The sequence below is a fragment of the Micromonospora sp. NPDC049900 genome (genome assembly GCF_044461025.1).
Classification (GTDB): domain Bacteria; phylum Actinomycetota; class Actinomycetes; order Mycobacteriales; family Micromonosporaceae; genus Micromonospora.
Genome location: NZ_JBITKM010000010.1, coordinates 123,174 through 149,326, shown reverse-complemented (window position 1 = coordinate 149,326; position 26,153 = coordinate 123,174). Strand labels below are relative to the sequence as shown.

General features: G+C 70.7%; 23 protein-coding genes, 2 tRNA genes and 1 riboswitch. Of the genes, 10 read left to right on the top strand and 15 right to left on the bottom strand.

Annotation, left to right across the window (positions count from 1 at the left end):
* Window positions 1-26 precede the first annotated feature (26 nt).
* Window positions 27-128: a divalent cation tolerance protein CutA gene (cutA, locus tag ACIBMZ_RS21760; RefSeq protein WP_396696650.1), complete on the bottom strand. Its 102-nt coding sequence runs from the start codon at window positions 126-128 to the stop codon at window positions 27-29.
* 602 nt (window positions 129-730) lie between these two features.
* Window positions 731-1,621 carry a MerR family transcriptional regulator gene (locus ACIBMZ_RS21755; protein WP_396696504.1) on the bottom strand — a complete coding sequence of 297 codons (891 nt, stop codon included), beginning with the start codon at window positions 1,619-1,621 and terminating at the stop codon, window positions 731-733.
* 134 nt (window positions 1,622-1,755) lie between these two features.
* Here ACIBMZ_RS21755 and ACIBMZ_RS21750 point away from each other — a divergent pair, with 134 nt between their 5' ends.
* Entirely contained in the window at window positions 1,756-2,064 is a 309-nt protein-coding gene (locus ACIBMZ_RS21750; protein WP_396696502.1) for a hypothetical protein, read from the top strand.
* Window positions 2,065-2,292: 228 nt separating this feature from the next.
* On the opposite strand, the gene ACIBMZ_RS21745 is transcribed toward ACIBMZ_RS21750, so the two are convergent.
* Window positions 2,293-2,366 (bottom strand) — tRNA-Gly (locus ACIBMZ_RS21745).
* Window positions 2,367-2,579: 213 nt separating this feature from the next.
* Between ACIBMZ_RS21745 and ACIBMZ_RS21740 the strand changes: the two genes are divergently transcribed.
* Window positions 2,580-3,581 (top strand): zinc metalloprotease, encoded by a 1,002-nt coding sequence (locus tag ACIBMZ_RS21740; RefSeq protein WP_396696500.1) that lies wholly within the window; start codon window positions 2,580-2,582, stop codon window positions 3,579-3,581.
* Between the two features lie 67 nt (window positions 3,582-3,648).
* Here ACIBMZ_RS21740 and ACIBMZ_RS21735 read toward each other — a convergent pair whose 3' ends face one another.
* Entirely contained in the window at window positions 3,649-4,182 is a 534-nt protein-coding gene (locus tag ACIBMZ_RS21735; protein ID WP_396696498.1) for a pyridoxamine 5'-phosphate oxidase family protein, read from the bottom strand.
* A gap of 79 nt (window positions 4,183-4,261) precedes the next feature.
* On the opposite strand from ACIBMZ_RS21735, the gene dcd reads away from it, so the two are divergent.
* The gene (gene dcd / locus ACIBMZ_RS21730) at window positions 4,262-4,840 is read left to right on the top strand and encodes a dCTP deaminase (RefSeq protein ID WP_396696496.1); all 579 of its coding nucleotides are present in this window, start codon (window positions 4,262-4,264) and stop codon (window positions 4,838-4,840) included.
* Window positions 4,841-4,902: 62 nt separating this feature from the next.
* Here dcd and ACIBMZ_RS21725 read toward each other — a convergent pair whose 3' ends face one another.
* The 4 genes from ACIBMZ_RS21725 to ACIBMZ_RS21710 all read right to left on the bottom strand — a co-directional run bounded on the left by ACIBMZ_RS21725 (window position 4,903) and on the right by ACIBMZ_RS21710 (window position 10,270).
* The gene (locus ACIBMZ_RS21725; RefSeq protein WP_396696494.1) at window positions 4,903-5,943 is read right to left on the bottom strand and encodes an NlpC/P60 family protein; all 1,041 of its coding nucleotides are present in this window, start codon (window positions 5,941-5,943) and stop codon (window positions 4,903-4,905) included.
* Window positions 5,944-5,955: 12 nt separating this feature from the next.
* A riboswitch (cyclic di-AMP (ydaO/yuaA leader) is annotated at window positions 5,956-6,092 on the bottom strand.
* Window positions 6,093-6,272: 180 nt separating this feature from the next.
* Window positions 6,273-7,286, bottom strand: coding sequence for an NlpC/P60 family protein (locus ACIBMZ_RS21720; RefSeq protein WP_396696492.1), 1,014 nt, complete (start codon window positions 7,284-7,286; stop codon window positions 6,273-6,275).
* 253 nt (window positions 7,287-7,539) lie between these two features.
* Window positions 7,540-9,741, bottom strand: a complete 2,202-nt coding sequence (locus ACIBMZ_RS21715) for a (Fe-S)-binding protein (protein ID WP_396696490.1) — start codon at window positions 9,739-9,741, stop codon at window positions 7,540-7,542.
* A gap of 265 nt (window positions 9,742-10,006) precedes the next feature.
* Entirely contained in the window at window positions 10,007-10,270 is a 264-nt protein-coding gene (locus tag ACIBMZ_RS21710; protein ID WP_350697905.1) for a cell division protein CrgA, read from the bottom strand.
* A 223-nt stretch (window positions 10,271-10,493) separates the two neighbouring features.
* Between ACIBMZ_RS21710 and ACIBMZ_RS21705 the strand changes: the two genes are divergently transcribed.
* Genes ACIBMZ_RS21705 through ACIBMZ_RS21690 form a run of 4 tightly spaced genes read left to right on the top strand, consistent with a single transcriptional unit; the run spans window position 10,494 to window position 14,680 of the window.
* Window positions 10,494-11,294 (top strand): DUF881 domain-containing protein, encoded by an 801-nt coding sequence (locus ACIBMZ_RS21705; RefSeq protein WP_396696488.1) that lies wholly within the window; start codon window positions 10,494-10,496, stop codon window positions 11,292-11,294.
* A gap of 7 nt (window positions 11,295-11,301) precedes the next feature.
* Entirely contained in the window at window positions 11,302-13,722 is a 2,421-nt protein-coding gene (locus ACIBMZ_RS21700; protein ID WP_396696486.1) for a class E sortase, read from the top strand.
* Between the two features lie 2 nt (window positions 13,723-13,724).
* Entirely contained in the window at window positions 13,725-14,024 is a 300-nt protein-coding gene (locus ACIBMZ_RS21695) for a hypothetical protein (RefSeq protein ID WP_396696484.1), read from the top strand.
* 5 nt (window positions 14,025-14,029) lie between these two features.
* Window positions 14,030-14,680 (top strand): aminodeoxychorismate/anthranilate synthase component II, encoded by a 651-nt coding sequence (locus ACIBMZ_RS21690; RefSeq protein ID WP_396696482.1) that lies wholly within the window; start codon window positions 14,030-14,032, stop codon window positions 14,678-14,680.
* 112 nt (window positions 14,681-14,792) lie between these two features.
* Here ACIBMZ_RS21690 and pknB read toward each other — a convergent pair whose 3' ends face one another.
* From pknB to ACIBMZ_RS21655, 7 genes are read right to left on the bottom strand one after another with little or no spacing between them, the layout of a single operon-like run.
* The gene (pknB, locus tag ACIBMZ_RS21685) at window positions 14,793-16,631 is read right to left on the bottom strand and encodes a Stk1 family PASTA domain-containing Ser/Thr kinase (protein WP_396696480.1); all 1,839 of its coding nucleotides are present in this window, start codon (window positions 16,629-16,631) and stop codon (window positions 14,793-14,795) included.
* Window positions 16,628-18,040: a protein kinase gene (locus ACIBMZ_RS21680; protein WP_396696478.1), complete on the bottom strand. Its 1,413-nt coding sequence runs from the start codon at window positions 18,038-18,040 to the stop codon at window positions 16,628-16,630. Before ACIBMZ_RS21680 ends, pknB begins: the two co-directional genes overlap by 4 nt.
* Before the next feature lies 1 nt (window position 18,041).
* A complete protein-coding gene (locus tag ACIBMZ_RS21675) occupies window positions 18,042-19,547 on the bottom strand; it encodes a peptidoglycan D,D-transpeptidase FtsI family protein (RefSeq protein ID WP_396696476.1) in 1,506 nt (501 codons plus the stop codon).
* Window positions 19,544-21,034: an FtsW/RodA/SpoVE family cell cycle protein gene (locus ACIBMZ_RS21670; RefSeq protein ID WP_396696474.1), complete on the bottom strand. Its 1,491-nt coding sequence runs from the start codon at window positions 21,032-21,034 to the stop codon at window positions 19,544-19,546. Before ACIBMZ_RS21670 ends, ACIBMZ_RS21675 begins: the two co-directional genes overlap by 4 nt.
* A gap of 27 nt (window positions 21,035-21,061) precedes the next feature.
* Window positions 21,062-22,525 carry a protein phosphatase 2C domain-containing protein gene (locus tag ACIBMZ_RS21665; RefSeq protein WP_396696472.1) on the bottom strand — a complete coding sequence of 488 codons (1,464 nt, stop codon included), beginning with the start codon at window positions 22,523-22,525 and terminating at the stop codon, window positions 21,062-21,064.
* A complete protein-coding gene (locus ACIBMZ_RS21660) occupies window positions 22,522-23,010 on the bottom strand; it encodes an FHA domain-containing protein (protein WP_111242783.1) in 489 nt (162 codons plus the stop codon). Before ACIBMZ_RS21660 ends, ACIBMZ_RS21665 begins: the two co-directional genes overlap by 4 nt.
* 6 nt (window positions 23,011-23,016) lie before the next feature.
* Window positions 23,017-23,811 carry a DUF3662 and FHA domain-containing protein gene (locus ACIBMZ_RS21655; protein ID WP_350697915.1) on the bottom strand — a complete coding sequence of 265 codons (795 nt, stop codon included), beginning with the start codon at window positions 23,809-23,811 and terminating at the stop codon, window positions 23,017-23,019.
* A gap of 227 nt (window positions 23,812-24,038) precedes the next feature.
* On the opposite strand from ACIBMZ_RS21655, the gene ACIBMZ_RS21650 reads away from it, so the two are divergent.
* From ACIBMZ_RS21650 to ACIBMZ_RS21640, 3 genes are all read left to right on the top strand, one after another.
* Window positions 24,039-24,124 (top strand) — tRNA-Leu (locus ACIBMZ_RS21650).
* A 65-nt stretch (window positions 24,125-24,189) separates the two neighbouring features.
* Window positions 24,190-25,305 carry an NAD-dependent epimerase/dehydratase family protein gene (locus ACIBMZ_RS21645; RefSeq protein WP_396696469.1) on the top strand — a complete coding sequence of 372 codons (1,116 nt, stop codon included), beginning with the start codon at window positions 24,190-24,192 and terminating at the stop codon, window positions 25,303-25,305.
* Entirely contained in the window at window positions 25,302-26,099 is a 798-nt protein-coding gene (locus tag ACIBMZ_RS21640) for a WecB/TagA/CpsF family glycosyltransferase (protein ID WP_350697917.1), read from the top strand. The genes ACIBMZ_RS21645 and ACIBMZ_RS21640 overlap by 4 nt, the downstream gene beginning before the upstream one ends.
* The last annotated feature ends 54 nt before the right edge of the window (window positions 26,100-26,153 follow it).

Sequence of the window (26,153 nt, the reverse complement as noted above, 5' to 3'; positions counted from 1 at the left end):
CGGCAACCCTCACCGAGATGAAATGCTCACGCTGGTTCGGTCTCGTCCAGCACCCATCGGAGGTAGGCGGGATTCCCCTCATTCACGGTCACGGCGATGACGCAGGGCACCTCGTACGGATGCCCCACGCCCGCACGGGCGGTGATGCGGTCGACCAGGCTCGCCCGGGTGTGCAGCGCCCCCGGGCCTCCTGTTCGTCGTGGACCGTGCCGTGCCACCGATAGATCGAGCGAATCGCGGAACGAGGTGGTGTCCGCAGGCGGCCAGACGGTCGTCCATCAGGCGGCGGGTGAAGGCTGCCAGCCACTCGGGGTCCGGCCCGGTGATGATGGGCGCGGGCTTCCTGCTCACTGTGCGCCATTCCGCCCCAGCCGGTGGCGATCTCGCCGTCGTAGCTCAGCCCGGCCCAACGGCCAGTCATCTCCTGTCCGTGCGGATGAAGCACGAAGTACGTCGTTCCCTTGGACCGGACAGAGCCACCGTTCGCGGCGTACCAGCCCACAAGGATCTCGTTGTCCCACAAGCGGAACTCGCCCCACCAGTGGTAGCCGCCTTCTGCAACGTCGATGCCCCGGCGTAGCCGGCGCGGCAGCCGATCGGCAGGAGCCCGACGGCGGCCAGCCACCCTGGCGATCTCATGGGCGCTGGCAACATCAGAGCCTTGGCGGGGACTTACGTCCTGACCAGTGCCTTCGCGGTGGAGCGGGTGACGGGAATCGAACCCGCACTGTCATCTGTCCGCGGAGTAGGCGTCGGCAAGGGCCTCGCCGAAGAGCCGTCCGGCGAGTTCCGCGCAGCGCATCCGGGCAGGAGAGAAGTCATAAGGCATCTTGGTGATCGCTGTGGCGGCACTCATCTCTGTGTGCTCCGCCCCTCTCAGGTCGGCGTCGTAGCTCTCGAAGATCTTCTCCTCGGCCGCGTCGAGACCGGCTGCCTCGATGGCCTGATTCAGGGCCATCAGGTGAGCGCATCGCTGTACGGCAAGCTCTTCGACGAGCGGGTCGTCGGGTTCGACGCCGTCGTCGAGGGCGGCCTCGGCCGCCTCCAGACGGTCCTCCTCGGCCCGCAGGTCGGGGTGGGTGGCCAGCACGATGAACGTGCCGGCCTGGATGGCGGCGCCCAGCGGCCCGAAGATCCGTTCTGTGATGAGCAGGGCGTCCAGATCGGAGGGGCGCAACGCGCCCGGGGGCAGGTGGCTGAGCCGGTCCGTGACCAGTTCGGAGAGCAGCCCCTGCGGGCTGCCCAGCGCCTGCAGACGCTGGACAGCCGCGCGCCGACGCTTGATGATGGCCTCCTGCGCCGCCAAGGTCTCCTCCAGCCTGCTCAGGACCGACTCGATATCCGGGGCGTGGTCCAGGGCATCGTCTCCGGCGTCGTCCCGGGCTTCACCGAAGGCGGCCCGCATGTCGTCCAGGCTGATACCGGCATCAGCCATCTTGCGGATCCACAGCAGGCGGGTCATGTCGTCATAGCCGTAGCGGCGGCGGCCGTCCCCGCCGCGCTCGGGTTCCGGCAGCAGACCGATCTCGTGGTAGTGGCGGATGGCGCGTGGGGTGATCCCGGCGAACGCAGCGGCATCACCGATCTTGACCTGCCGGGGAGGCGTGAGAGAGGGATACATCGCAGTCAGAGCCTTTCGTGCTGTAGTGCCCTGACCTCACCACATGCCGCTACGGCATGTGCAACAACCGCCCACCGGAGCCAGGCCCTAGGGCGCAAGCCACCTGAGATCCGGTAATGCTGGGAGGAGGCCAGATGGAGACATGGCGTGTCCTGGCGGGAGTCGCCACGAGCCTGGCTATCGGCCTCGTCGGCGTTGCCCTGGCCACCAACTTTCGCGACGTGACGGAGTGGCACGTGCGGCGGTCGATGTCCACCACGAGCGGGCTACGGCGAGTTCCACCGTGGCGCTGGCTCTCAGGCGTCCCGCACGAGCAGCGTCTTGCGCGCTTCATCCTGCTGGAACGGGCGATTGGCGTAGCTTTCGCCGCGATCGGCCTTACGTCCTTGATCGTTCTCGGCTACGGCATCTTGAGTGGCCAGCCGATGCGCATGGTGAAGTAGGTAGCTTGATCTTACCCGCCGGCAAGGGAGGCCGATCAAGGCATCGCCGACGATCGACAAGGCGGTGACGGCGGCCCGAGGCACGCCCAGCAAGCAGCGCACGCCGAGGCAGGCCCGAAGGTGGCAGACCAGCGACCGAGGCGAACTGACGGCCCACGGCCGGTTTCAGCTCTCCTGGCAACGCGAAAGCCCTGGTGGGACTCACGTCCTGACCAGGGCTTTCGTGCGTGGAGCGGGTGACGGGAATCGAACCCGCACTGTCAGCTTGGGAAGCTGATGTTCTGCCATTGAACTACACCCGCAAGCGGCACCACTGTACCTGAGCCACCGCCCCGGTGCACCCAGCCACCCCCGCCGACCACCCCGCCCGGCCCGCCTCCGCACGCTGCGCAAGAAGTTGCATGCCGGCAACACATAGCCATTCTCAAATCTGTCGATGCGTTGTAACGTCTGGCCCACGTTTCCCGCACGACGCGACACAACCCCCGGTCGCGTCGCCAGAAAGAGGTGGGCTTATGGGACTCCGTCCCGTCCTGCTGAACCGGCGGATCGCCGGCATCGCATCGACGTCGCTGGCGGTGGCGCTCGGCGTGGCCACGGTCGGTCTGCTGCCGGCGGCCACCACGGCCGCCGCCCCGACGGCTACCGCCGTCTCCGCCGACGAGGTGTGTGAGGACCCGACGGGCACTGCGGCCCGAGTCCGGGGCGACGCGGTCGTCAAGCACGACCCGAACGAGTTGACCATGACGCAACTGCACCAGCGGGAGTCGGAGTTCGCCGACCTGTTGCAGGAGCGGGCCAAGCGGGTCGGTCAGCGTACGCTCAGCGCCCAGGCCGCGGCGGCCTCGGTCACCATCCCGGTGGTGGTGCACGTGATCCGCAAGGACACCACCCGGGCCGGCGGGAACATCCCCGACTCGATGATCCAGTCGCAGATCACCGTGCTGAACCAGTCGTTCGCGGGTGCGACGGGCGGTGCCGCCACCGCCTTCGCCTTCCAGTTGCAGAGCATCAACCGGGTCACCAACACGTCGTGGTATCCGATCAGGCAGGGCTCCACCGCCGAGCGGCAGATGAAGACCCAGCTCCGCCAGGGCACCAAGGGCACGCTCAACATCTATCTCGGTGAGCTGAGCGGGGGCCTGCTCGGCTGGGCGACCTTCCCGCAGACCACGCTGAACGTGATGGACGGCGTGGTCGTGCTCAGCGAGTCGCTGCCGGGTGGCACCGCCACCAACTACAACCAGGGTGACACCGGCACCCACGAGGTCGGCCACTGGCTGAACCTGTACCACACGTTCCAGGGCGGCTGCTCGGGCAGCGGCGACCAGGTCTCCGACACTCCGGCGGAGGCGTCGCCGGCCTACCAGTGCCCGACCGGTCGGGACACCTGCTCCACCGCGGGGCTGGACCCGATCACCAACTTCATGGACTACACGTACGACACCTGCATGTACCAGTTCACCCCGGGCCAGGCGACCCGGATGATCAACGCCTGGAACACCTACCGCGCGTAGCGCGGGAGTCGTCGGCGCGTACCTCCGGTGCCGGTCCCGTCGTCAGGCGGGGCCGGCACCGGAGTGCTCAGGCGGCGCGGACATGTCGGGCCGCACGGGTCGGGTGGGGCGCGGGCCGGGCCGCCTGCGGGGTGGCACCGGCCGGGTCGAGCCAGACCTGTACCGCCGGTCGTCCGACCAGCCCGGCGGTGGCGGCGTGCTGGTGCCGGGTGAGCATCGCCACGTCGACGGTGAACTCGAACAGGCGCCAGTCGACGTGCGGGGCTGCGCGGGCCGCCAGCGCCAGCCGGGCCACCGTGGCGTCGTCGGTGACGGGTCGGGCCCGACCGGCGACGTACGCCTCGTCGTCGCTCTCCTCCGCCGGGAACGAGTGCAACGCATACCGCCCGTCGCGTTCCAGGTCGCGCCGCTTCGGCGAGTCGATCACGAAACAGAACAGACCGTCGTCGGTGATCAGCGGGGAGACCGGGTGCACCCGGGGCCCGCCGTCGGCGCGGACCGTGGCCAGGTAGCCGAAGCCCGGGCCGTACTGCTGCATGAGAAGGCGGATCCCGTCGGCGAGTCGAGGCTCGTCAGCGGTGAATTCGGACCAGGAAGCCATGCCGCCATCCTATCGAACATACGTTCTAAGCAGGTAGTCCGACACGCAGGTCACGCATACCGGCCGCTAAGGTGTGGCGATGCTGCTCTCCGACCGTGACCTGGTCTCCGAGATCAAGGCCGGCACCCTGGCACTGGAGCCCTTCGAGCCCACCCTGGTGCAGCCGTCCAGCATCGACGTCCGCCTGGACAAGCTGTTCCGGGTGTTCAACAACCACCTGTACACACACATCGACCCGGCGACCCAGCAGGACGATCTCACCTCGCCGGTGGAGGTGCCCGACGGCGAGCCGTTCGTGTTGCACCCCGGTGAGTTCGTGCTCGCCTCCACGCTTGAGGTGATCTCGCTCGGCGACCAGCTCGCCGGCCGGCTCGAAGGCAAGTCCAGCCTCGGCCGCCTCGGCCTGCTGACGCACTCCACCGCCGGTTTCATCGACCCCGGCTTCTCCGGGCACGTGACGCTGGAGCTGTCCAACGTGGCCAACCTGCCGATCACGCTCTGGCCCGGCATGAAGATCGGCCAGCTCTGCATCTTCCGGCTCTCCTCGCCCGCCGAGCACCCGTACGGCTCGCTCGTCTACGGCTCGCGCTACCAGGGGCAGCGCGGCCCGACGCCGAGCCGCGCCTGGCAGAACTGGCGTACCTGGCCGACCCGCTGACGACCCGCTGACGACCGGCGGGCCCGCGCCGCCGTGGAGCGGGCCCGCGATCATCCGGCTACTCAGCCGGGTCGGCCGAAGCTGTGGATCGGGCTGCTGTCCATCCGCTTCATCGCGATCGGCTTGCCCGCCCGGGAGGCGTGCACCACCCACCCGCCGCCGACGTACATGCCGACGTGGTGCAGGTCGCGGTAGTAGAAGACCAGATCACCTGGGCGCAGGTCGCCGCGACCGACCGAGGCGGTGACCTGCCGCTGCCGCGCCGCGTTGTGCGGCAGCGCCACCCCGGCCCGCGCCCACGCGGCCAACATCAACCCCGAGCAGTCGTACGCGTGCGGCCCCTCGGCGCCCCACGAGTACGGCTTGCCGATCTGGGCGCAGGCGAAGGTGACCGCCTCACCGGCCGGGCCACCCGGGTAGGTGGCCGGACAGGGCGCCGGCCGCAGCGGACCACCGCCCCCGTCGTCGTACGCCCGCAGCCGCAACCGCTGCAACCGCTCGATCTCGGCGTCGATCTGCCGCCGCTTCGCGGCCAGGTCGGCCTCGGTGCGGGTCAGCTCGGCGATGGTGCGGTCCAGTCCGGCTCGGGTGGCGGCGAGTTCGTCCCGCAGCTCACGCGCCTGGCGTACGTCCTCCTGCTGGAAGCGGGCGTACCGGTCGAGCAGGCCGAGCTGGGCGACGACCTCGCCCGGCGACCGGCTGCCCAGCAGCGTGTTCACGGCGCGGACCGGCTCGCCCCGGTACGCGCGCGCGGCCAGCGCGCCGACCCGCTTCGTCGCCTCGTCCACCTGCTGTTGGAGCGGGGCGATGCGGGCGGTCAGCGCGTCTGCCTCCCGGCGGGTGCCGGCCAGGTCCTGCCGGGTCGCGTTGTGCCGTTCGATGACGGCTTCGAGCCGGTTCCAGTCCTCGTCGATCTGGCGCTCGATGTCGTCGACCGTGGGGTCGGCGTGGGCCGCCGTCGCGCCGCCGGTCAGCAGAACGGCGGTCGCGGCGAGTGCGGCGAGTGCGGTGGTGCAGCGGTACCAGCGGAATCGCGGCGCAGCCGTCGTCGGGCCGGCCTTCGCCGGCCGGTACGACGGTGGCCGCGGGGCATGGTGTGCCACCGGGCTGCGTACTCCTTCTTCCCAGACCGCCTACCGGGTTAGCTGACGGGTTCGGGCGGGAAGGGGACGCCCTACCGCGACGATCGCGGACTCACCCCGGGAACCTGGGTCCCCGGCTCGCTCGGACAGCGACTCGGCGGTGTCGGACCGTCACCGCCCCGGGTGGGCGGTCCTGCCAGCGGGCCGACGATTGACCAGCGTAGGGACGATCGGCGTCGATACGCAACACACCCACACCGTCACTCTCGGTGCATTAATCCGACAACGACGAAAGGCCCCCGGTCGCTTGACCGAGGGCCTTTCGTCGTTCCTGCGTACGCGCTCAGGCGTCAGCCGGGTCGACGGAAGCCGGCGACCGGCATCGTCGTGATCGGCGAGACGTTCACCGGCACACCGGCACGCGCCGCGTGCACCATCGTGTTGTTCCCCAGATAGATCCCGACGTGGCTCACGTCGCTGCGGAAGAACACGAGGTCACCGGGGCGGGCGTCAGCCCGGGAGATGGCCTTGCCCTCGCGCCACTGGGCACCCGTGAAGTGGGTCAGGTAGATACCCGCCGCCTTGTACGCGTACTGGGTGAGACCCGAGCAGTCGAACGAGTTCGGCCCGGTGGCACCCCAGACGTACGGCTTGCCGACCTGCGCGCAGGCGGTCCGGATCGCCGTCCGGGCCGCGTCGCTGACCACACCGTTGATGGTCGGGCAGTTGGTGGTCTTGACGGTGGTCACCGGAAGGGACCGTTCCAGCCGCTTGATCTCGGCGTCGATCTGCTTCTTCTTCGCCGCGAGCTGCTTCTGCTTGGCCTCCTGGTCGACGATCAGCGCGTCGAGTACGGCCTTCTGGTCGTCGTACTTCTTCCGGATCTTCATGACGCCCTCGAGCTGACGGCGCTCCTCCCAGGCCAGCCGGTCGAGGAGGGCCATCTGCTCACCGAGCTTGTCCGGCTTCGCGTTGAGCAGCACCGCGCCGATCTCCTGCGAGGGGCCGGTGATGTAGTACCGGGAGGCCAGACCGGCGACCCGGTTCATCGCCAGCTCCGTCTCCAGCGCCAGCGGCTCGATCTTCTTTTGCAGCTTGTCGGCCTTCTCGCGGTTGGTCCGCAGCTCCGAGCGCACCTTGTTGAACTGCTCGATAGTGGGTTCGAGCTGCTGCCACTGCTTGTCGATCTGGCGCTCGATCTCGTCCACCGACGGCGCGGCGGACGCGGGCGCGGCGACCAGACCGGCACCGACCGCGGCGGCGGCGACCAGGACGACCAGGCGGCGAGCGGCCTTGCGCAGCCCGCGCGCGGGGGTGGGGCGTCCCGGCGCATGACGATGGAGGGGCATGGTTGCCACCGGCACCGACTCCTTTGCGACCGACCACCGGGCGTCCCGCTAGCGGTAGGGGGCGAGACAGACGACCCACGGCGGTCGGTGCCTCACATTAGGGAAGGCGCGCGGTGGAATCAAGGCGACCAACGGCTCATTCACCTTTGTGCGACGGACCGCACACAAAGGGTGTCGACCAATTCGTTACAGTCATCTCCGCCAATATAAAAATCAGGACGTGTCGGCATCCGTACAGATGCCGACCACGCCCCGACGTTCTCGCTGGTCACCCGGCGACCGGCTCGCCCTCCTCGGCGCCCCGGGTCGGCTCGGGCTTGATCGAACGCAGCAGCACGCTGGCCACGTCGACCACCTCGACCTGGTCGCCCGCCCCCTTGCCGTTGACTCCGTCACTCAGCATCGTCGAGCAGAACGGACAGCCGACCGCGACGGTCTTCGCGCCGGTGGACATGGCCTCCTCGACCCGATCCACATTGATCCGCTTACCGATCCGCTCCTCCATCCACATGCGCGCGCCACCGGCGCCACAGCAGAAGGAGCGCTCGCTGTTGCGCGGCATCTCGACCACGCTGTTGTCGGCACCGACGGCGCTGCCCAGCACCTCGCGCGGCGGGGCGAAGACCCGGTTGTGCCGGCCCAGGTAGCACGGGTCGTGGTAGGTGACGCCGCCGTCGACCGGCTGCACCGGGGTCAGCTTGCCGGTGGCGACCAGGTGCGCCAGCAACTGGGTGTGGTGCACCACCTCGAACTCGCCGCCGAGCTGGCCGTACTCGTTGCCCAGGGTGTTGAAGCAGTGCGGACAGGTCGCGACGATCTTCCGCTTTGCCTTCTCGCGGCCCTCGAACGCCTCGTTGAGCGTCTCCACGTTCTGCTGGGCGAGCATCTGGAAGACGAACTCGTTGCCGATCCGGCGGGCCGGGTCGCCCGAGCACGTCTCGCCCTCACCGAGGATGGCGAACGAGACACCGGCCTCGTTCAGCAGCGTGGCGACCGCCCGAGTGGTCTTCTTCGCCCGGTCCTCGAACGCGCCCGCGCAGCCGACCCAGAAGAGGTACTCGAAGTCCTCGACCTCGCCGACCCGGGGCACCTCGAAATCGAGACCCTTGGTCCAGTCCTCCCGGGTGTTCTGCGGCGCGCCCCAGGGGTTGCCCTTGTTCTCCAGGTTGCGCAGCATCACGCCGGCCTCGGAGGGGAAGTTCGACTCGATCAGCACCTGGTAGCGGCGCATGTCGACGATGTGGTCGACGTGCTCGATGTCCACCGGGCACTGCTCGACGCAGGCCCCGCAGGTGGTGCACGACCAGAGCACGTCCGGGTCGATCACGCCGCCCGCCTCGGCGTCGCCGATCAGCGGCTTCTCCGCCTCGGCGAGCGCCAGCACGTCGAGGTGGGCGAGTTGCGCGGCGGTGGCCTTCTCCTCGCCGGTGAGGTCCTTGCCGCCGCCGGCCAGCAGATAGGGCGCCTTGGCGTACGCGTGGTCACGCAGGCTGAGCACCAGCAGCTTCGGCGACAGCGGCTTGCCGGTGTTCCACGCCGGGCACTGCGACTGGCACCGGCCGCACTCCGTGCAGGTGCTGAAGTCCAGCAGGCCCTTCCAGGTGAACTGCTCGACGTGCGCGACGCCGAACTGGTCCTTCTCCGGATCGGCCTCCTCGAAGTCGAGCGGCTTGCCCTCGCTCGTCATCGGCCGCAGCGGCCCGAGGCCGGAGCCGGACGCACCCGGCTTGCGTTTGAAGTAGATGTTCGGGAAGGCGAGGAAGCGGTGCCAGGCGACGCCCATGGTCACGTTCAGCGAGATCACGATGAGCCAGGTCATCGAGATCGCGATCTTGACCAGGGCGGCGATGCTGACCCCGGACTCCCAGTCCGGCAACACCGAGCCGACCGCGTGACTCAGCGGGGTGGCCCAGGTCGGGTACTCGAAGTGGTCGGTGGCCACCTTGAAGCCACGGATCAGGAAGCCCATGACGAGGACGGCGAGGACGACGGCCTCGACGAAGTAGCCCTGCCACATGGTGGAGCCGGTGAACCGGGACCGGCGTCCGGCCTGACTCGGCCGGTTGGCCACCCGGATCGCGATCAGCACCACGATGCCGACCACGCCGAGGATGCCGATCCACTCGGTGACCAGCCCGTAGAGCGTCCAGCCACCGATCAGCGGCAGGCCGGCGGTCGGCGACACCACCTCGAAGTACGCCTCGAGCACCAGCAGCGACAGCACGAGAAAGCCGACCATCACGAACCAGTGCGCGGCGCCGACCACGCTCCAGCGGAGCATCCGGGTGTGCCCGGCCGTCTCCGCGAGCATGGTCTTCGTACGCGCGGCGTGGTCACCGGAGCGGGACGGGTCGGGCTGGCCCAGCCGGATCACGGCGAACATCTTCGAGACCGCACGCACCGCGAGCCACACCGCCACGGCGGTGATCGCCGCCGCGAGGATCGTGGTGACGATCTGGACGCTGCCCATCGAGTTGGCCTCCCGGTCTGCTGCCTGTCGAGCGGCTCGGCGACCGGGGTCGGGGTGCGATTGGTCACGCCAGGGTGCCGCACCTCGACCCGGATCGGTCGATGACCTCGGTCCACTCGGTCATGCGATGCAGCTTACGCGCAAGGTTACTCAGCAGTAACGTGAGACTTCTCGCACCTGGGCCACGCCGCCCTGCGCACACCTTAGGAGGCCACCGCCGAATCCGCTCGGCCGGGGCCCGGGCACGTGGCCGTTGAGCAGGGGATCAGCGCCAGCGGGAGAGCAGGATCAGCGAGGCGACCATCGCGCCGAAGCCGACCGCGAGGTTCCAGTACCCCAGCTCCATGACCGGGTACTCCTGCTCGGACAGGTAGTAGACCACCAGCCAGGCGATGCCGAAGGCGATCAACGACACGGCCGTGGCGGGCAGCCAGACCGGGCTCGGCTTACGGGACGCCGATGTCGTCGTCGGGCGTACGTCCGTGGGCGGGGTGTACACCTTCTTCTTGCGGACCTGAGACTTGGGCACGACGCTCTCCAGAGGGGTTACGACCTCGTCCGGCCTGACAACCGGGCGCGAGGGCGACGGTCCATGGCCAATAATGTTCGACAGCTAGCGTAGTCCGGAAGGCCCGTCCAATCCACGAATGAGGCCAGACCGATGTCCGGCATCGGCGAATCGGACGGGCGGGCGACCGTCGCTCCGCCGCACCTGTCGGGTGCCGGAGCCGGAGGACAAGGGGGGAACGGCCGTGGAGTACACGTCCGGCGCAGCGTCGTGGCAGAAGGCGCTGCGACGACTCGTCGCCGGGTTGCTGCCCCGTCGGCCGCGTCAGCGCCGTCCGGGCTGGTCGATCGGGGTACCCCTGATCGCCGCCGCGGCCGGCCTGCTCTTCACCACCACCGCCACCACCGCTGGCGGCACGAACCTGCGCGAGGACCGACGCCCCCAGCTCACCGAGCTGATCGAGGACCGCCGCGCCCAGGTGGCGGCGAACGAGGAACGCGCCGCGACGCTGCGCAAGGAGGTCGAGAGCCGTACGGCCGACCTCGCCGGCTCGGACACACCGATCCGGGAGCAGCAGGAACGCGGCGCCGCCAGCCTCGCCAACGCCGGTTTCACCGAGTTGACCGGCCCGGGGATGACCGTCGTGCTCGACGACGCGCCCCGACTCAACAACCTGCCCGAAGGGGCCACCAACGACGATCTGGTCGTGCACCAGGGTGACGTCCAGGCGGTGGTGAACGCGCTGTGGGCCGGTGGCGCCGAGGCGATGTCAATCATGAACGTCCGCGTCCTGGCGACCAGCGCGGTACGCTGCGTGGGTAACACCCTGCTGCTGCACGGCCGGGTGTACTCCCCTCCGTTCAAGATCGTAGCAATTGGCGACCCCGCCGCACTGCGGCAGGCCCTCGCCGCTTCCGAGGGAGTCCGGTGGTTCAGGGACGCGGTCGACAACTACCAGCTCGGCTACCAGGAGCTTTCCGGCACCGTCACCGTGCCCGCGTTCGAGGACTCCACCACCCTGCGATCGGCCACGGTGCCGCGGTGAGCACGCTGTGAGCCCGCACCCCGACGGCCGGCACCGCGACCAGGCCGAGGAGCCCACCGCCTTTCTGCCGAAGGTCGAGCGACCCGACCCCGGCGTGGCCGACGGCCGCCCCCCGGCCACGCCGGACAACCGCCGCACCGCCACGCCGGACAACCGCCAACCGGGCATGCCGGACAACCGCCACCAGGCCCGGCCCGACAGCCGTCGCGCCGCCGCGCCCGAGGGCCGTGCGTCGGGCGGGTCCGAGCGTCGCCCGCCGGTCCCGCCCGGTACCCGGCCGTCCGATACCCACGACACCCGACCCGGCGAGCCCACCGGCCCGGCCGGTCGCTGGAACACCACGCCCGGCCGGTGGGACACCTCCGCCCCGCCGGGCAGCGGACCGGACCCACGCTTCGGCGACACGGCCGGCCCGGGTGGCTCCGGGGCACCGGGCCGCTGGGACACCGCGCCGGGGCAGGACCGGACACCCGGTCAGTGGGGTCCCTCGCCCAGCGAGGACCGGACGTCAGGCCAGGACCGGATGGTGAGCCAGGAACGGACGCCGGGGCAGTGGGGTCCGTCGCCGAGCCTGCCGCCGGTCGGCGGGCCCGGTCGACGGCAGGGCCCGGGTGGTGCCGGGCAGTGGAACGGCGTACCCCTGCCCTCCGGCGAGCCGGACATCCCCGTCGAGCCGACCCCGTGGCGCGGGGCCTTCGAGGCCCGCCGCCCCGCCGCGCCCACCCCGCCCGACCGCACCGCCCCCGGCGGTCCGGGACAGGCCAGCGGCAGCGGCCCGGATGCCTCCTCGACCTGGTCCGGTGGACAGCCGCCGCCCCTCTCGCCGCCCGGACGACCGGCGACCGGACCAGCCCGGCCGGACACCGGATCACCGCCGCACGGGCCCGGGTCACTGCGCCCGGACGTGCCCAGCCTGGCTCCCTCGGAGAACGGATCCGCACCCTCCGGGGCCGGCCCGGCCCGGTCGAACGCCGGCCCGGTACGACCGGCCACGCCGCAGCCCGGCCAGCCGTCGACCTCGTTCTCCGGCGCGGAGCAGTCGTCGTACGCCCGGCACGGTCTCGACCCGGCGCAGGCGCGGCACGGCGGGCAGCCCGAGCAGGTCCCGCCGTCGGGGCCCGTCCGCCAGCAGCCCACGGGCCCGCAGCAGCCGACGGCACCGCACCCGACGTCACAGCCCACCGGCCCGCAGCCGCCCGCAGCGTGGCGGCCGGAGAGCCGGGACGGCCGCGACGGGCCGCCCTCGGGGCAGCCCACCGGCCAGAGCTGGTCCGGTGAGGGACCGACCGCACTGATGCCGGCGATCGGCGGTCAGGCCCGCTCGGCCGCCGCCCCGAACGGCGGCACGCCCCCGGCCTCGTCGACCACGCCCTCCCTCACGGGCAACCCGTCCGCGTCGCCGACGCGGGGTGCCCCGGCACCGACCGGCAACACCCCGGCGTTGTCGCCGACCGGCGGGGCCGCCGCCGGCTCCCGACCGGACGACGGCCGGTCGGCCGACCCGGGCGCCACCGCCCTCATCCCGGCGGTCACCGGCACCCGACCGAGCACTCCGCCCGCGATGGACTCCACCGCCCTGATGGGGGCCGTGCCCCGGCCGCCCGAGACCGACGACCCGGCCGACGGTGCCGACCCGGGCACCGAGCCTCCCAAGCCGCGCCGGGGCGACCGGGTGGTGCAACTCCGGCCGCACCAGACCGGCGAGGGCTACAAGAGCGTCTACTCCGAGCTGACCCGGCCGTCCGCCTGGTCCCGGATCCGCACCGGCCTGCGGTTCAGCGGCGAGCTGCTGATCACGTTCGGCCTGGTGGTGCTCCTCTTCGCCGGCTACGAGATCTGGGGCAAGTCGGCGATCGTCGACGCGCACCAGGGCGAGCTGAGCCAGCAGCTCGCCGAGGCGTGGGGCCCCAAGGGCGACCCCACGGTCTCCCCCTCGGCCAGCGCCTCGCCGTCGGCGTCCCCGAAACCGCCGGTCAACGGCAAGCCGATCGCCGGGCTCTACATCCCGAAGTTCGACAAGGAGTGGATCGTCGTCGAGGGCGTCCGCCAGGAGGACATCCGGTACGCGCCGGGCCACTACCCGGACAGCGCCCAGCCCGGACAGGTCGGCAACTTCTCCGTGGCCGGACACCGCAACCGGGCCACCTTTTGGCGGCTGGACGAGCTGCGCAACGGTGACGCGATCGTGGTCGAGGGCCGCGACGACTGGTACGTCTACCAGGTCACCGAGAACCACATCGTGAAGCCGTCCCAGGTGGAGGTGGTCGCACCCGTGCCGGGGCGGCCCGGGGTCCGGCCGTCCAAGCGGATGCTGACGCTGACCACCTGCAACCCCAAGTTCGACAACTACGAGCGGCTGATCGTCCACGCCGAGTTGACCCGTACGCAGCCGAAGGCCGAGGGGCGCCCGGCGGAGCTGGGAGCCTGACGATGTACGCCTGGATCTGGCGAAAGCTGCCCTTCGGGGTACCCGGCAAACTCGTCGGCAGCCTGCTGCTCGCCACCACCGCGGTAGCGCTGCTCTGGTACGTGGTCTTCCCCTGGGCCGGGCCGCACCTCCCGTTCACCGGAGAGGACGTCCAGGTGACCCAGCAGGACGACGGTCCCGGGGCACCCGGCGGTGACGTGGTGCCCGGTGAGGATCCCTCCGACGCCCCGCCCGGTGACGAGCACGACCTGCCGTACGACACCGACCGGAACAACACCCCGCCGCCAGACGAAGACGAGTGAGGCCGATGCGCGTCCTGGTGATCGACAACTACGACTCGTTCGTCTTCAACCTGGTGCAGTACCTCGGCCAGCTCGGCGTCGAGTGCGAGGTGCGGCGCAACGACGAGATCGACGTGGCGGAGGTGGGACGGGTCGGTGCCGACGGCATCCTGCTCTCACCGGGACCGGGCAGTCCCGACCGGGCCGGCATCTGCCTCGACGTGATCCGCCGGTACGCGGGCGAGATCCCGATCTTCGGCGTCTGCCTCGGTCACCAGGCGATCGGCGAGGCGTACGGCGCCACCGTCGCCCGCGCCCCCGAGCTGCTGCACGGCAAGACCTCCGAGGTACGCCACGACTCGGTCGGCGTACTCGCCGGTCTGCCCGACCCGTTCACGGCGACCCGCTACCACTCCCTCGCCGTCCTGCCCGAGACGCTGCCGGCGGAGCTGGAGGTCACCGGCCGGACGGAGTCCGGCGTGGTGATGGCGATGCGGCACCGCACGCTGCCGATCGAGGGCGTGCAGTTCCACCCGGAGTCGGTGCTCACCGAAGGCGGGCACCTGATGTTGGCGAACTGGCTGGCTGGCTGCGGCTACCAGGAGGCGCTGGAGCGGGCGCCCGCGTTGGCGGCCGAGGTCGACACCCGCCGCCGCGCCGCGTTCGCCACCACCTGACGCCGGTCCGTCACCGGCCCGCCCGACACGGCGAAGCGGTCACCGACCGCCCGGCCCCGCCGGACCGGGCGGCGTCGCCACCGCACGGGGGTGGCGGCGGGGGCCGCGTCGGTCACTCTCCGGGGAAGCGGAACGGCGGGAAGCCCGGAGTCGGCATCACCTGGCCGCCGCCACTGCCACCGCTGCCGCCACCGTCGTCGTCCTCGTCCGGCGGCGGGGTGGACGGGCTCCCGGTCGGCGGCGTCGGCGTCGGCGGATCCGGGTCCTCCACCTCGGGCACCGACACGACGATCTTCACCGTGCTGCCCTTGGTGCGCTGGGAGTTGGCGTTGGGACTCTGGTCGAGCACCCGACCGGCCTGGTCGGCGGGCACCTCACGGCCCTGGTCGACGTCGACCTTGAAGCCGGCGTTCTCCAGCGCCTGCTTGGCCGCCTGCTCGGTGAGCCCCTCGACGTTCGGCACCGGCACGACGTTGCCCCGCGAGACGGTGAGGGTGACCTTGGTCCCCTCTGCCACCTTCTCGCCCTCAGCCGGCTCGATCTTCAACACCTGGCCCTCGGGCGCGGCGTTGTTCTCCTGCTTGACCTCGACTTCGAGTTTGAGCTTCTCCAGCTCGTTCTCGGCGAACTGCCGGGTGCCACCGACCACGGACGGAATGGTCACTTCGGGCTTGCCGCCGCAGATCTCCACGGTCACCGTGCTGTTCGGCTCCACCCGTTCACCGGCAGCCGGGGTCTGGTTGACCACGGTGTCCTTCCGGCAGTCCGAGTCGAAGACGGGGTTGCCCACCTCCAGGGTGAGGCCACTCTGCTCGGCCTGGGCGCGCGCGTCCTCCTGGCTGAGCCCGGTCAGGGTCGGCACCGGAGTGTCCTCGGGATCGCGCTGGTTCAGCAGCAGCGCGGCGACCAGTGCGATCACCGCGAGTACGCCGAGCGCGGCGAACATGGCGATCAGCCAGGACGAGGCGCGACGCTGGCGCGGGTCGCCGACCCGGGCGGGGATCTGCCGCGTCTGGGTGGCACCCGCCGCACCGGACGAGTAGCCCGGGGACGGCGCCATCGCGACGGTCTCGTCCTCGCGCATCACGGGCGTCGCCATGACCGGGCGCCCAGCCGCCGCCCGGAGCATGTCGGCACGCATCTCACCGGCGCTCTGGTAGCGGTTGAGCGGGTTCTTGGAGAGCGCCTTGAGCACGATCGCGTCGACCGCCGGGGTGACGTCCGGGTTCAGGTCACTCGGCGTCGGCGGGGTCTCCCGCACGTGCTGGTACGCGACGCTGACCGGGCTGTCGCCGACGAACGGCGGGTGGCCGCAGACCAACTCGAAGAGGACGCAGCCGGCGGCGTACACGTCGGAACGGGCGTCGACGGCCTCACCGCGCGCCTGCTCCGGGGAGAGGTACTGGGCGGTGCCGATGACCGCGCTGGTCTGCGTCATCGTGGTGGCACCGCTGGCCAGAGCCCGGGCGATACCGAAGTCCATCACCTTGACCTGGCCGGTCTGGGTGAGCATCACGTTGCCGGGCTTGATGTCGCGGTGGATGATGCCGTGCCGGTGGCTGAACTCCAGCGCGGCGCAGATGTCGGCGGAGATCTCCAGCGCCCGCCGGGGCTGCAACCGGCCCTCGGCACCGAGCACCTCCTTGAGGGTGCGCCCGTTGACGAACTCCATCACGATGAACGGAAGGGTCTCGCCGGTCGGCGCCTGTTCCTCACCCGTGTCGTAGACCGCGACGATGGCCGGGTGGTTGAGCGAGGCCGCGTTCTGCGCCTCCCGCCGGAAACGCATCTGGAATGTGGCGTCCCGGGCCAGGTCGGTCCGGAGCATCTTGATCGCGACATCTCGGCCGAGCCGCAGGTCGCGACCGCGATGCACCTCGGCCATGCCGCCATATCCGAGCAGCTCGCCGACCTGGTACCTGCCACCGAGCAGGCGGGCCTGCGCTGTCATCGCGTCCGTCGTCCTTCACTCGTCGTCGTCTCGTGGCTGCCCACGCGGGGCTGATCCAGTCGACGGTACGCGGTACCGGCCGGATCGTCTCGCCCGTCGAGCCCTGGCACGACGGACGACACCGTTTGCACGGAGACCCCGACCGGCAGGTCGGCGCTCTGGTTCATCCGCACCCGGTAGGAAACCACGCCGGAACAGAGCAGGACCAGTACGCCCAGCATCACTGCCAGAAACAGGACTCCGGAACGCGACCGTCCGGGCACCTGCTGTGGTGGTGCTGGCCGTGGCTGGTAGCCGGGCGGCGCGGCGGCGGCACGCGGGTAGTTGTTGGGCGGGGGCATCGGTCGGCCGACCGGCATCGCCGGCACGGCCGGGGCGACGGTCGTGGGGCGCAGTGGTTGCGCCGCCGGGGGACGGGCCGCCATCGGCGGCCGGTGGTTCACGGCCGGTGGGCGACCGGGCGGTGTCGAGTGCGGTGCCGCCGACGGGCGCGGCGGTTGCGGTGTCGGCACCTGGGCGCGTCCGGGAGCCGGTGACGCGGGGGCGGCCGAGATCGGGTTGGCGTTCTGCCCACCCGCGCGCGCCTGCTGGGACAGCGCCGTCTTGAGCTGCCGGGCCACCCCGGCCAGCGCGGCGGCGCTCTGCCAGCGGTCCTTGGGGTCCTTCGCCATGGCCCGCTCCACCAGGGCGCAGACCTGCGGCGGGATGTCGGACGGCAACTGTCGCGGGGTCTCCCGCACGTGCCGCATGGCGATGTCGAGCGGGTTGTCGCCCTCGAAGGGCCGACGCCCGGCGAGACACTGGTACGCCACCACGCCGAGGGCGTACACGTCCGAGGCGGGGGTGGCGACCTGGCCGGTGGCCTGCTCGGGCGAGATGTACGAGGCGGTGCCGAGCACCGAACCGGCGGCGGTGAGCTGGCCGACGAGTTCCGAGCGGGCGATGCCGAAGTCGGTCAGCACCAGCGTGCCGTTCGGCCGGACCAGCAGGTTGCCGGGCTTCACGTCCCGGTGCACGATCCCCTTGAGGTGGGCCGCGTGCAGCGCGTCGGCGGCCTGGGCCACCAACGCCATCGTCCGGGCCGGGGTGAGTCGACCGACCCGGCTCAGCGTGGCCGAGAGCGGGTCGCCCTCCACGTACTCCATCACCAGGAAGGCGATCTGCTGGTCGTTGCCGAAGTCGTAGACGTCGACCACACCCGGGTGGTTGATCGTCGCCATGGTGCGTGCCTCGCCGCGGAACCGCTCGGCGAAACCGGGCTCGTCCAGCAGCGCCGGCAGCAGGCTCTTCACCGCGACCGTACGGCCGAGCACCTGGTCCAGGCCGCGCCAGACGTCGCCCATGCCACCGCTGGCGATGCGCTCGTCGAGACGGTAGCGGTTACCGAGCTGCACTCCCGGACTGAGCATGTCAACGCCCTCCACGGTCGGCGATGACGGCGCGCATGATCTGCCCGGTGATCCGGGCCGCCTCTGCGCTGCCGCCGCTGCCGGCCTCCTCGAGCAGCACGCAGACCGCCGAGACCGGTTCCCCGTTGGAGTCGATGGCGAAACCGATGAACCAGCCGTGGTCGGGCCGGTCGGGCGCCGACTGGGCGGTGCCCGTCTTGCCACCCACGGTGTAGCCGTTGATCTGAGCCGACCGGGCGGTGCCGTTCTCCACCACGCTGACCATCATGTCCCGCAGGTCGGCGGCGACCTCCCGGCTCACCGGACGGCGCAGTTCGCGCGGCTGGGCGGGGTCGTAGACCGTGGTGCGGTCCGGCCCGAGGAGCTGGCGTACCAGGTAGGGCCGCATCTGACTGCCCTGGTTGGCGACCGCCGCGGCGATCATCGCCCCCTCCAGGGGACTCATCCGCACGTCGCGCTGCCCGATGGAGGACTGGGCCAGCGCCGCCGGATCGGCCCCGCCGTCGGGGTTCTGCATGTCGCCGGTACGGCTGGCCGCCACCGACTGACCGCCCTCGCCGAGCCGGCCGACGGTGAGGTCCTCCTGCTCGAACCCGAACTGCCGGGCCTTCTCCTTGATCACGTCCGGGCCGAGCTGCACACCGAGCTTGGCGAAGCCGGTGTTGCAGGAGTCGGTGACCGCCTTCATCAGGGTGACCTCGGACTGGGGGCAGATCGACGGCACCGCGTTGGTGATCGCCTCGCCGGAGGTGGGCGGGGTGTAGCTCGGCCCGGCCGGGATGTTGGTGTCCTTGCCGATCCCGTTCTCCAGCGCGGCGGCGGCCACCACCATCTTGAACGTGGAGCCCGGCGGCAGCACCTCGCCCAGCGCGCGGTTGCGCAGCGGGCGCTGCGGGTCCTGCTCCAGCTCGTTGTACGCCTTGGTCGCCTCGTTCGTGTTGTGGCTGGCCAGCGGGTTCGGGTCGAAGCTGGGCATGGAGACCATCGCCTGCACCGCCCCGGTCTTCGGGTCGATGGCGATCGCCGCGCCCTTCTTCACCCCCCGGTTGTTGTTGCGCAACTGGTCGTACGCGACGTCCTGGGCCCGCCGGGAGAGGGTGAGCAGCACGTTGCCCCCGGCGGTGCGGTCGCCGGTGAACATGTCCTTGATCCGGTTGGCGATGAGCTGGTCGCTGGTGCCGGCGAGGAAGTCGTTCTCGGAGCGCTCGATCCCGGTGTCGCCGAGGTTGACCGGCTTGTAGCCGAGCACGTGGGCGTACTTCGCCCCACCCGGGTAGGTCCGCAGGAACTTCAGCTCGCCGTCGGTCTCCTTGCTGACCGCCAGGGCGGTGCCACCCGCCTCGATGTTGCCGCGACGGCGCTCGTACTCGGCGACCTGGACCCGACCGTTGTAGTCGCTGGTGCGGTACTCGTCGGCCTTGTACGCCTGGATCCAGTTCAGGTTGGCGAAGAGCAGAGCGAACAGGACGATGACGACGACGCCGACCCGGCGCAGGGGTGCGTTCACGGCTTGATCACCTCCGTGGGGGCACCGTGCAGTTGCTCGGGCGGTCCGCCGGACGGGCGGTTCACCTTGCCGCCGATCCCGGTCACCGGGCGGCGCCCGGCGTCGGAGACCCGCAGCAGCACCGCGACGAGCAGCCAGTTCGCCATCAGCGAGGAGCCACCGGCGGAGAGGAACGGGGTGGTCTGACCGGTGAGCGGGATCAGCCCGCTGATGCCGCCGACGATCACGAAGACCTGGAGCGCGAGGGTGAAGGCCAGGCCACCGGCGAGCAGCTTGCCGAAGGAGTCACGGACCGCGATGGCGGCCCGCAGCCCACGCTCCACGATCAGCAGATAGATCACCAGCAGCGCGGAGAGGCCGAACAGGCCGATCTCCTCACCGAGGCCGGCGAAGATGAAGTCGTTCTGCACCTCCGGCAGCAGCAGCGGCTGGCCGCCGCCCGGTCCGGCGCCGAACATCCCGCCGGTGCCGAGCGCGAGCAGCCCCTGCACCAACTGGTAACCGGCGTCGTACGGCTCGGCGAACGGGTCGAGCCAGATCTCGGCCCGGACGTAGAAGTTCGCGAACGGTCCACCGACCAGTTCCCCGAGCACGTACGCGAGGTAGGCGCCGCCGAAGAAGAGGACCAGACCGATGAGCAGCCAACTGACCCGTTCGGTGGCGATGTACACCGTCGCCACGAACATGCCGAAGTAGAGCAGCGAGGTGCCCAGGTCCTTCTCGAAGATCAGGACCAGCAGGCTGATCGCCCAGACCACCAGCACCGGCCCCAGGTCGCGACCACGCGGGAAGTCGATGCCGAGGAACCGGTGACTGGCCAGCGAGAGCACCTCGCGCTTGCGGACCAGGTAGTAGGCGAAGAAGACCAGCAGGGCGAGCTTGGCGAACTCGCCGGGCTGGATGGAGAAGCTGCCGACCCGGACCCATAGCTTGGCACCGTTGATCTCGGAGATGCTGGCCGGCAACACAGCCGGCAGCATGACCAGCACGATGCCGGCCAGGCCCAGGGTGTACGCGTACCGGGAGATCGAGCGATGGTCGCGCATCAGCGCCAACAGCCCGGCGGCGAGGATCACCGAGACCAGCGTCCAGGCCAACTGCCGCCCGCCGGTGCCGGCGAAGGTGGCCATGTCGACCCGGTCCTCGGGAGCCGACCGGGCCAGGTCCAGCCGGTGCAGGAAGCCGACGCCGAGCCCGTTGAGCAGGGCCACCGCCGGCAGCAGGGCCGGGTCGGCGAAGGGCGCCAGGAACCGGATCACCAGGTGCATGCCGAGGAACACCGCGGTGAGCGCGGCGGCCGGCACCCAGAAGGTCGGGGTGACCGTGTCGAGCACGTTCGCCTCGACCATCGCCCCGTACGCCGCGACCAGGGCCATCGCCAGCAACAGCAGCGACAGCTCGGCGTTGCGCCGGGACCGGGCCTGGCGTACGCCGGAACGCTCGCCCGCACTGGCGGGCGAGGTTGCCGGGGTGGCCGCTGCGGTCACGATCGTCCTCGGTTCGGGTGCCGGTGCCTACTCGGGCGACCGGCAGGCCGCCGGGTCGACGGTGGGCGAGAAGGTGTCGGGCGTGGCATCGGGTGTACCGGTGGTGGGCAGGAGCGCCGCCCCGTTGTCGGACGGGCGCACCGGCGGGGTCGCGGAGGCACCCGTGGCGGAGACCGACGCGCTGCCGACCGGGCTCGGCGAGCCGCTCGGCGGATCCGCTGCCGGCGACGGTTCGCCGGCGTCGGGGGTCGGGGTCGCCGTGGGCGGGCAGATCGGCTTGAGGTTGACGTTGGTGGGGCTGTCCACCGTCAGCTCGGCCAACCGGCGTTCCGCATCCGGCTCACTCTTGGCCGGGATGCCCTGCTTGACCTGCTCCTGCGCGGCGAGGGTGAGATCGTCGAGCTGGGCGCTGCTCTCCGAGTGGACCGTGGAGAGGTCCATCCCGGCGATCTGACCCTGGATGCCGCGGAACACGGCCACCTGGCCGTCCTGCGTGGCACCGACGTAGTACTGCCGCTGGGTGTAGGTGTACCCGCCGTAGAGGCTGCCGCCGAGGATGACCGCCAGGGCGGTCGTCATCGCCAGTGCCCGCAGCGGGCGGCGACGGGCCTCCGGCTCGTCGTCGGCGTTGCCGGCGGGCTCCTCCGGCACGGCCGGGCGGGGCGCGGAGAGCGCCGAGGCCCGAGCGGCCGGGGTGGAGACGTCGGCCGAGGTCGCCATGCCACGGTCCCGGGCCGCCGCGCCGCCGACGATCGGGGCCGCCTCGACGATGTCCCGGTCGGTGGCGTCCGCGATGATCACCGTGATGTTGTCCGGACCGCCGCCGCGCAGGGCGAGTTGCACGAGTCGCTCGACGCACTGCTGCGGGTCGGTGTACTCACGCATGGTCTCGGCGATGGTCTCCGCACTGACCACGCCGGAGAGTCCGTCGGAGCAGATCAGGTAGCGGTCGCCGGTGAGCACCTGACGCACCGAGTACTCGGGGTCGATGTCCCGGCCGTCCAGGGCCCGGGTGAGCAGCGAGCGCTGGGGGTGGCTGCTCGCCTCCTCCGGGCTGATCCGGCCTTCGTCGACGAGCATCTGGACGTAGGTGTCGTCCTTGGTGATCTGGGCGAACTCACCGTCGCGCAGAAGATAGGCCCGCGAGTCACCGATGTGGACCATGCCCAGCTTGCTGCCGGAGAAGAGGGTCGCGGTGAGCGTGGTGCCCATCCCCTCCAGCTGTGGGTTGGCTTCCACGGTGTCGCGGAGCTGTTGGTTGGCGGTGCCCACGGCGGAACGCAACGCGTCGACGAGGGCGTCACCGGGGACGTCCTCGTCGAGCGGCGCCATGGCACCGATGACGATGTTGCTGGCGACGTCACCGGCGGCCATGCCGCCCATGCCGTCGGCGACGGCGAGTAGCCGCGGTCCGGCGTAGACGGAGTCCTGGTTACCGTCACGGATCAGACCGCGGTCGCTGTGGGCCGCATAGCGCAGGGTCAGAGTCATGGCCGTAATTCGAGAGAGGTGCGGCCGATCCGGATCGGCACGCCGAGGGGAACGGGGGTCGGTCCGGTGACCTTAGCGCGATCGAGGTACGTCCCGTTAGTCGAACCGAGATCCTCGACGAACCACTGCCCGTCGCGCGGTACGAGCCGGGCGTGTCGCGCGGAGGCGTAATCGTCGGTGATGACGAGGGTGGAGTCCTCCGCCCGACCGATGGTTATCTGTGCCTCGCCCAACGTGATCCGGGTGCCGGCCAGTTGCCCCGCGGTCACCACGAGCTGGTGTGCCGCCCGCCCCCGCTTCACCTTCGCCGGCTTCGCCGTCGCCTGGCCGGTCGACGCGCCGACCGCTCGGGGTGCGGCCACCAGCCGACCTGAGCGGGCCCCCGCGAACAGGTCCCGACGGATGACGCCGACCACCGTGAACACGAAGATCCACAGCAGGACGAGGAATCCGAACCGGGCGACGGTGATGACGAGTTCCGGCAAGGCGGGTCAGCCGTCCACGCGGAAGGTCAGGGTGGTCGTACCGAGCTGGATCATGTCGCCGGGGTTCAGCGCCACGGCGGAGACCCGCTGGCCGTTGACCATCGTGCCGTTGGTCGAGCCGAGATCGGTCAGCACGACCTGGCCGCCGTCGAAGTCCAGCCGGGCGTGTCGCCGGGAGATACCGACGTCCGGCAGACGCAGGTTGGCCTGGTCGCCCCGACCGATCACGGTCGAACCCATCTGGAGCGGGTAGGTGCGGCCGTCACCGGAGACCAGCCGTACGTTGCGACCGCCACCGTGACCCTGCGGCGGGCCGTAGCCGCCGCCCTGGTCGTACGAGGGGTATCCGGGCGGACCGGCGTCGTACCCGCCACCGGGCGCCGAGACCGGGGCGACCTCGCCACCGGTGTAGACCTCGGCGGTGACCCGGAACATGCCGGTGTCCAGCCCTTCACCGCGCTCGATCTCGACGATCACGTCGCCGTAGACCGTCCAGGCCTGCTCGCCGATGAACTCCGCCTGCGACTGGGCCAGTTCCTGGGCCAGCGCGGCGGCGTACGGCGCCAGCCGACTGTGGTCGTAGGGCGAGAGATCGATCACGTAGCGGTTCGGCACCAAGGTGCGCCCACCGGCCAGGATGGCCTTGTGCGCCTCGGCCTCCCGCTGCATGGCGTTGAGGATCTCCACGGGGTGCACGACCCCCTTGAAGACCTTGGCGAAAGCCCCTTCGACCAGGCCTTCCAGACGCTTCTCGAAGCGTTGCAGCACGCTCACCGGCTCCTCCTCGAGTCCCGAGGACATGATGGTATCCGTCCAGAGCGCACGCAGCTCACACGCCGCTCGGCCAGCAGGCCACGGCCCGTTCGGACGGCCTCGGATCGTCGTGCTACTCTTTCGTCCGCCACGAACGGTAACCGCTGGAAGCAGCGAATGCCATTCGCGGTGACGACCGAGGGTCACGTAGCATTGCCGAGGTCCGCCGGAGACGGTGGAACCGGCCCGAGCTACGCTGCCCGAGGTCATGCCACGGGGAAGTGGCGGAATGGCAGACGCGCACGGTTCAGGTCCGTGTGCCCGAAAGGGCGTGGGGGTTCAACTCCCCCCTTCCCCACCACAGACGAGGGCTCCGCGGCGACGCGGGGCCCTCGCTCCGTATCGAGGCGCACCAAACGTCACGCTATGCTCCGATGGTTTCTGCCTCCGACGCACCAGGAGTGGCATGTGAGTGTCGCATTCGTGACCGGTTCGGGCGGGCTGATCGGCTCCGAGGCGGTCCGGCACTTCGCCGGCCTCGGTCTCGACGTCGTCGGCATCGACAACGACATGCGGCAGGAGTTCTTCGGCGAGGAGGCGTCCACCGCGTGGAACGTCCGCCGGCTGACCGACGAACTGGGTGAGGGGTACTCGCACCACAGCATCGACATCCGCGACCGCAGCGCGCTCGGCGCGCTGTTCAAGCGGTACGGCCGGGACGTCGCCGTGGTGATCCACACGGCCGCGCAGCCCTCGCACGACTGGGCGGTCCGTGACCCGTTCACCGACTTCGACGTGAACGCCGCCGGCACCCTGAACGTCCTGCAGAGCGTCCGGGAACACTGCGTGGAGGCACCGTTCATCCACTGCTCGACGAACAAGGTCTACGGCGACCGGCCGAACAGCCTGCCCCTGGTCGAGCTGGAGACCCGCTGGGAGATCGAGCCGGGCCACCCGTACGAGCAGGGCATCCGCGAGGACATGTCGATCGACGCCTGCCTGCACTCCATCTTCGGCGCCTCCAAGGTCGCCGCCGACGTGATGGTGCAGGAGTACGGTCGCTACTTCGACATGCGGACCGCCTGCTTCCGGGGCGGGACGCTGACCGGCCCGGCCCACTCGGCGACCGAACTGCACGGCTTCCTGGCGTACGTGATGCGCTGCAACCTGGAACGCCGGACGTACAAGATCTACGGCTACCAGGGCAAGCAGGTGCGGGACGCCATCCACAGCTCGGACGTGGTCTCCGCGTTCGAGGCGTTCTTCCGCAACCCCCGCTCGGCGGCGGTGTACAACCTCGGCGGCGGCCGGCACTCGAACACCTCCATGCGGGAGGCGTTCACCGAGGCCGAGCGGATCACCGGGCAAGAGATGATCTCGGAGTACGTCGAGGCCAACCGGATCGGCGACCACAAGTGGTGGATCGGCTCGAACGAGGCGTTCCAGGCCGACTACCCGGACTGGAAGCAGGTCTACGACGTACCCATGATCATGCGTGAGATCTACGAGGCCAACGTGGACAAGTGGGTGCCGGGAGCATGACCAAGAAGAACGTCCTCGGTGTCCTCGTCGACGCCACGAACTACGCCGAGGCGACCGAGCGGGTGGTGGCCGCCGCGCAGGAACGCCGTCCGATGGCGTTGACCGCGCTGGCCGTGCACGGCGTGATGACCGGCGTGCTGGACCCGCCGCACAACGCGCGACTCAACTCGTTCGACGTGGTGACCCCGGACGGCCAGCCGGTGCGCTGGGCGTTGAACCTGCTGCACGGTGCCGGCCTCACCGACCGGGTCTACGGGCCGCTGCTGACCCTGCACGTGCTCTCCCGTTTCGCCGACGAGGGCCTGCCGGTCTACCTGTACGGCTCGACCGACGAGACGCTGGCCCGGCTCATCCCGGAGCTGGAGCGGATGTTCCCGGCGTTGAAGATCGCCGGGGTGGAGGCGTCGAAGTTCCGCGCCGTACAGCCGGGCGAGGACGTCGAGATCGCCGACCGGATCAAGGCCAGCGGTGCCCGGCTCGTCCTGGTCGGCCTCGGCTGCCCACGCCAGGAGGTCTTCACGTACGCGATGCGTCCGCTGCTGGACATGCCGATGATGGCGGTCGGGGCGGCCTTCGACTACCACGCCGGGCTGCTGCGCCAGCCACCGCCGTGGATGCAGCGGGCCGGGCTGGAGTGGTTCTGGCGGCTCGGGCTGGAGCCGAAGCGGCTCTGGCGTCGCTACGTGATCCTCAACCCGGCGTACCTCGGCCGGCTCTTCGCGCAGAAGACCGGGCTGTGGAAGGCCCGCCCGCCGGCACCGGCCACCGAGCGTCCGAGCACCTTCGCGGTCTGACCCGACGACGGAGACCGGGCCCCCTGGCGGTACCGCCAGGGGGCCCGGTGCCGT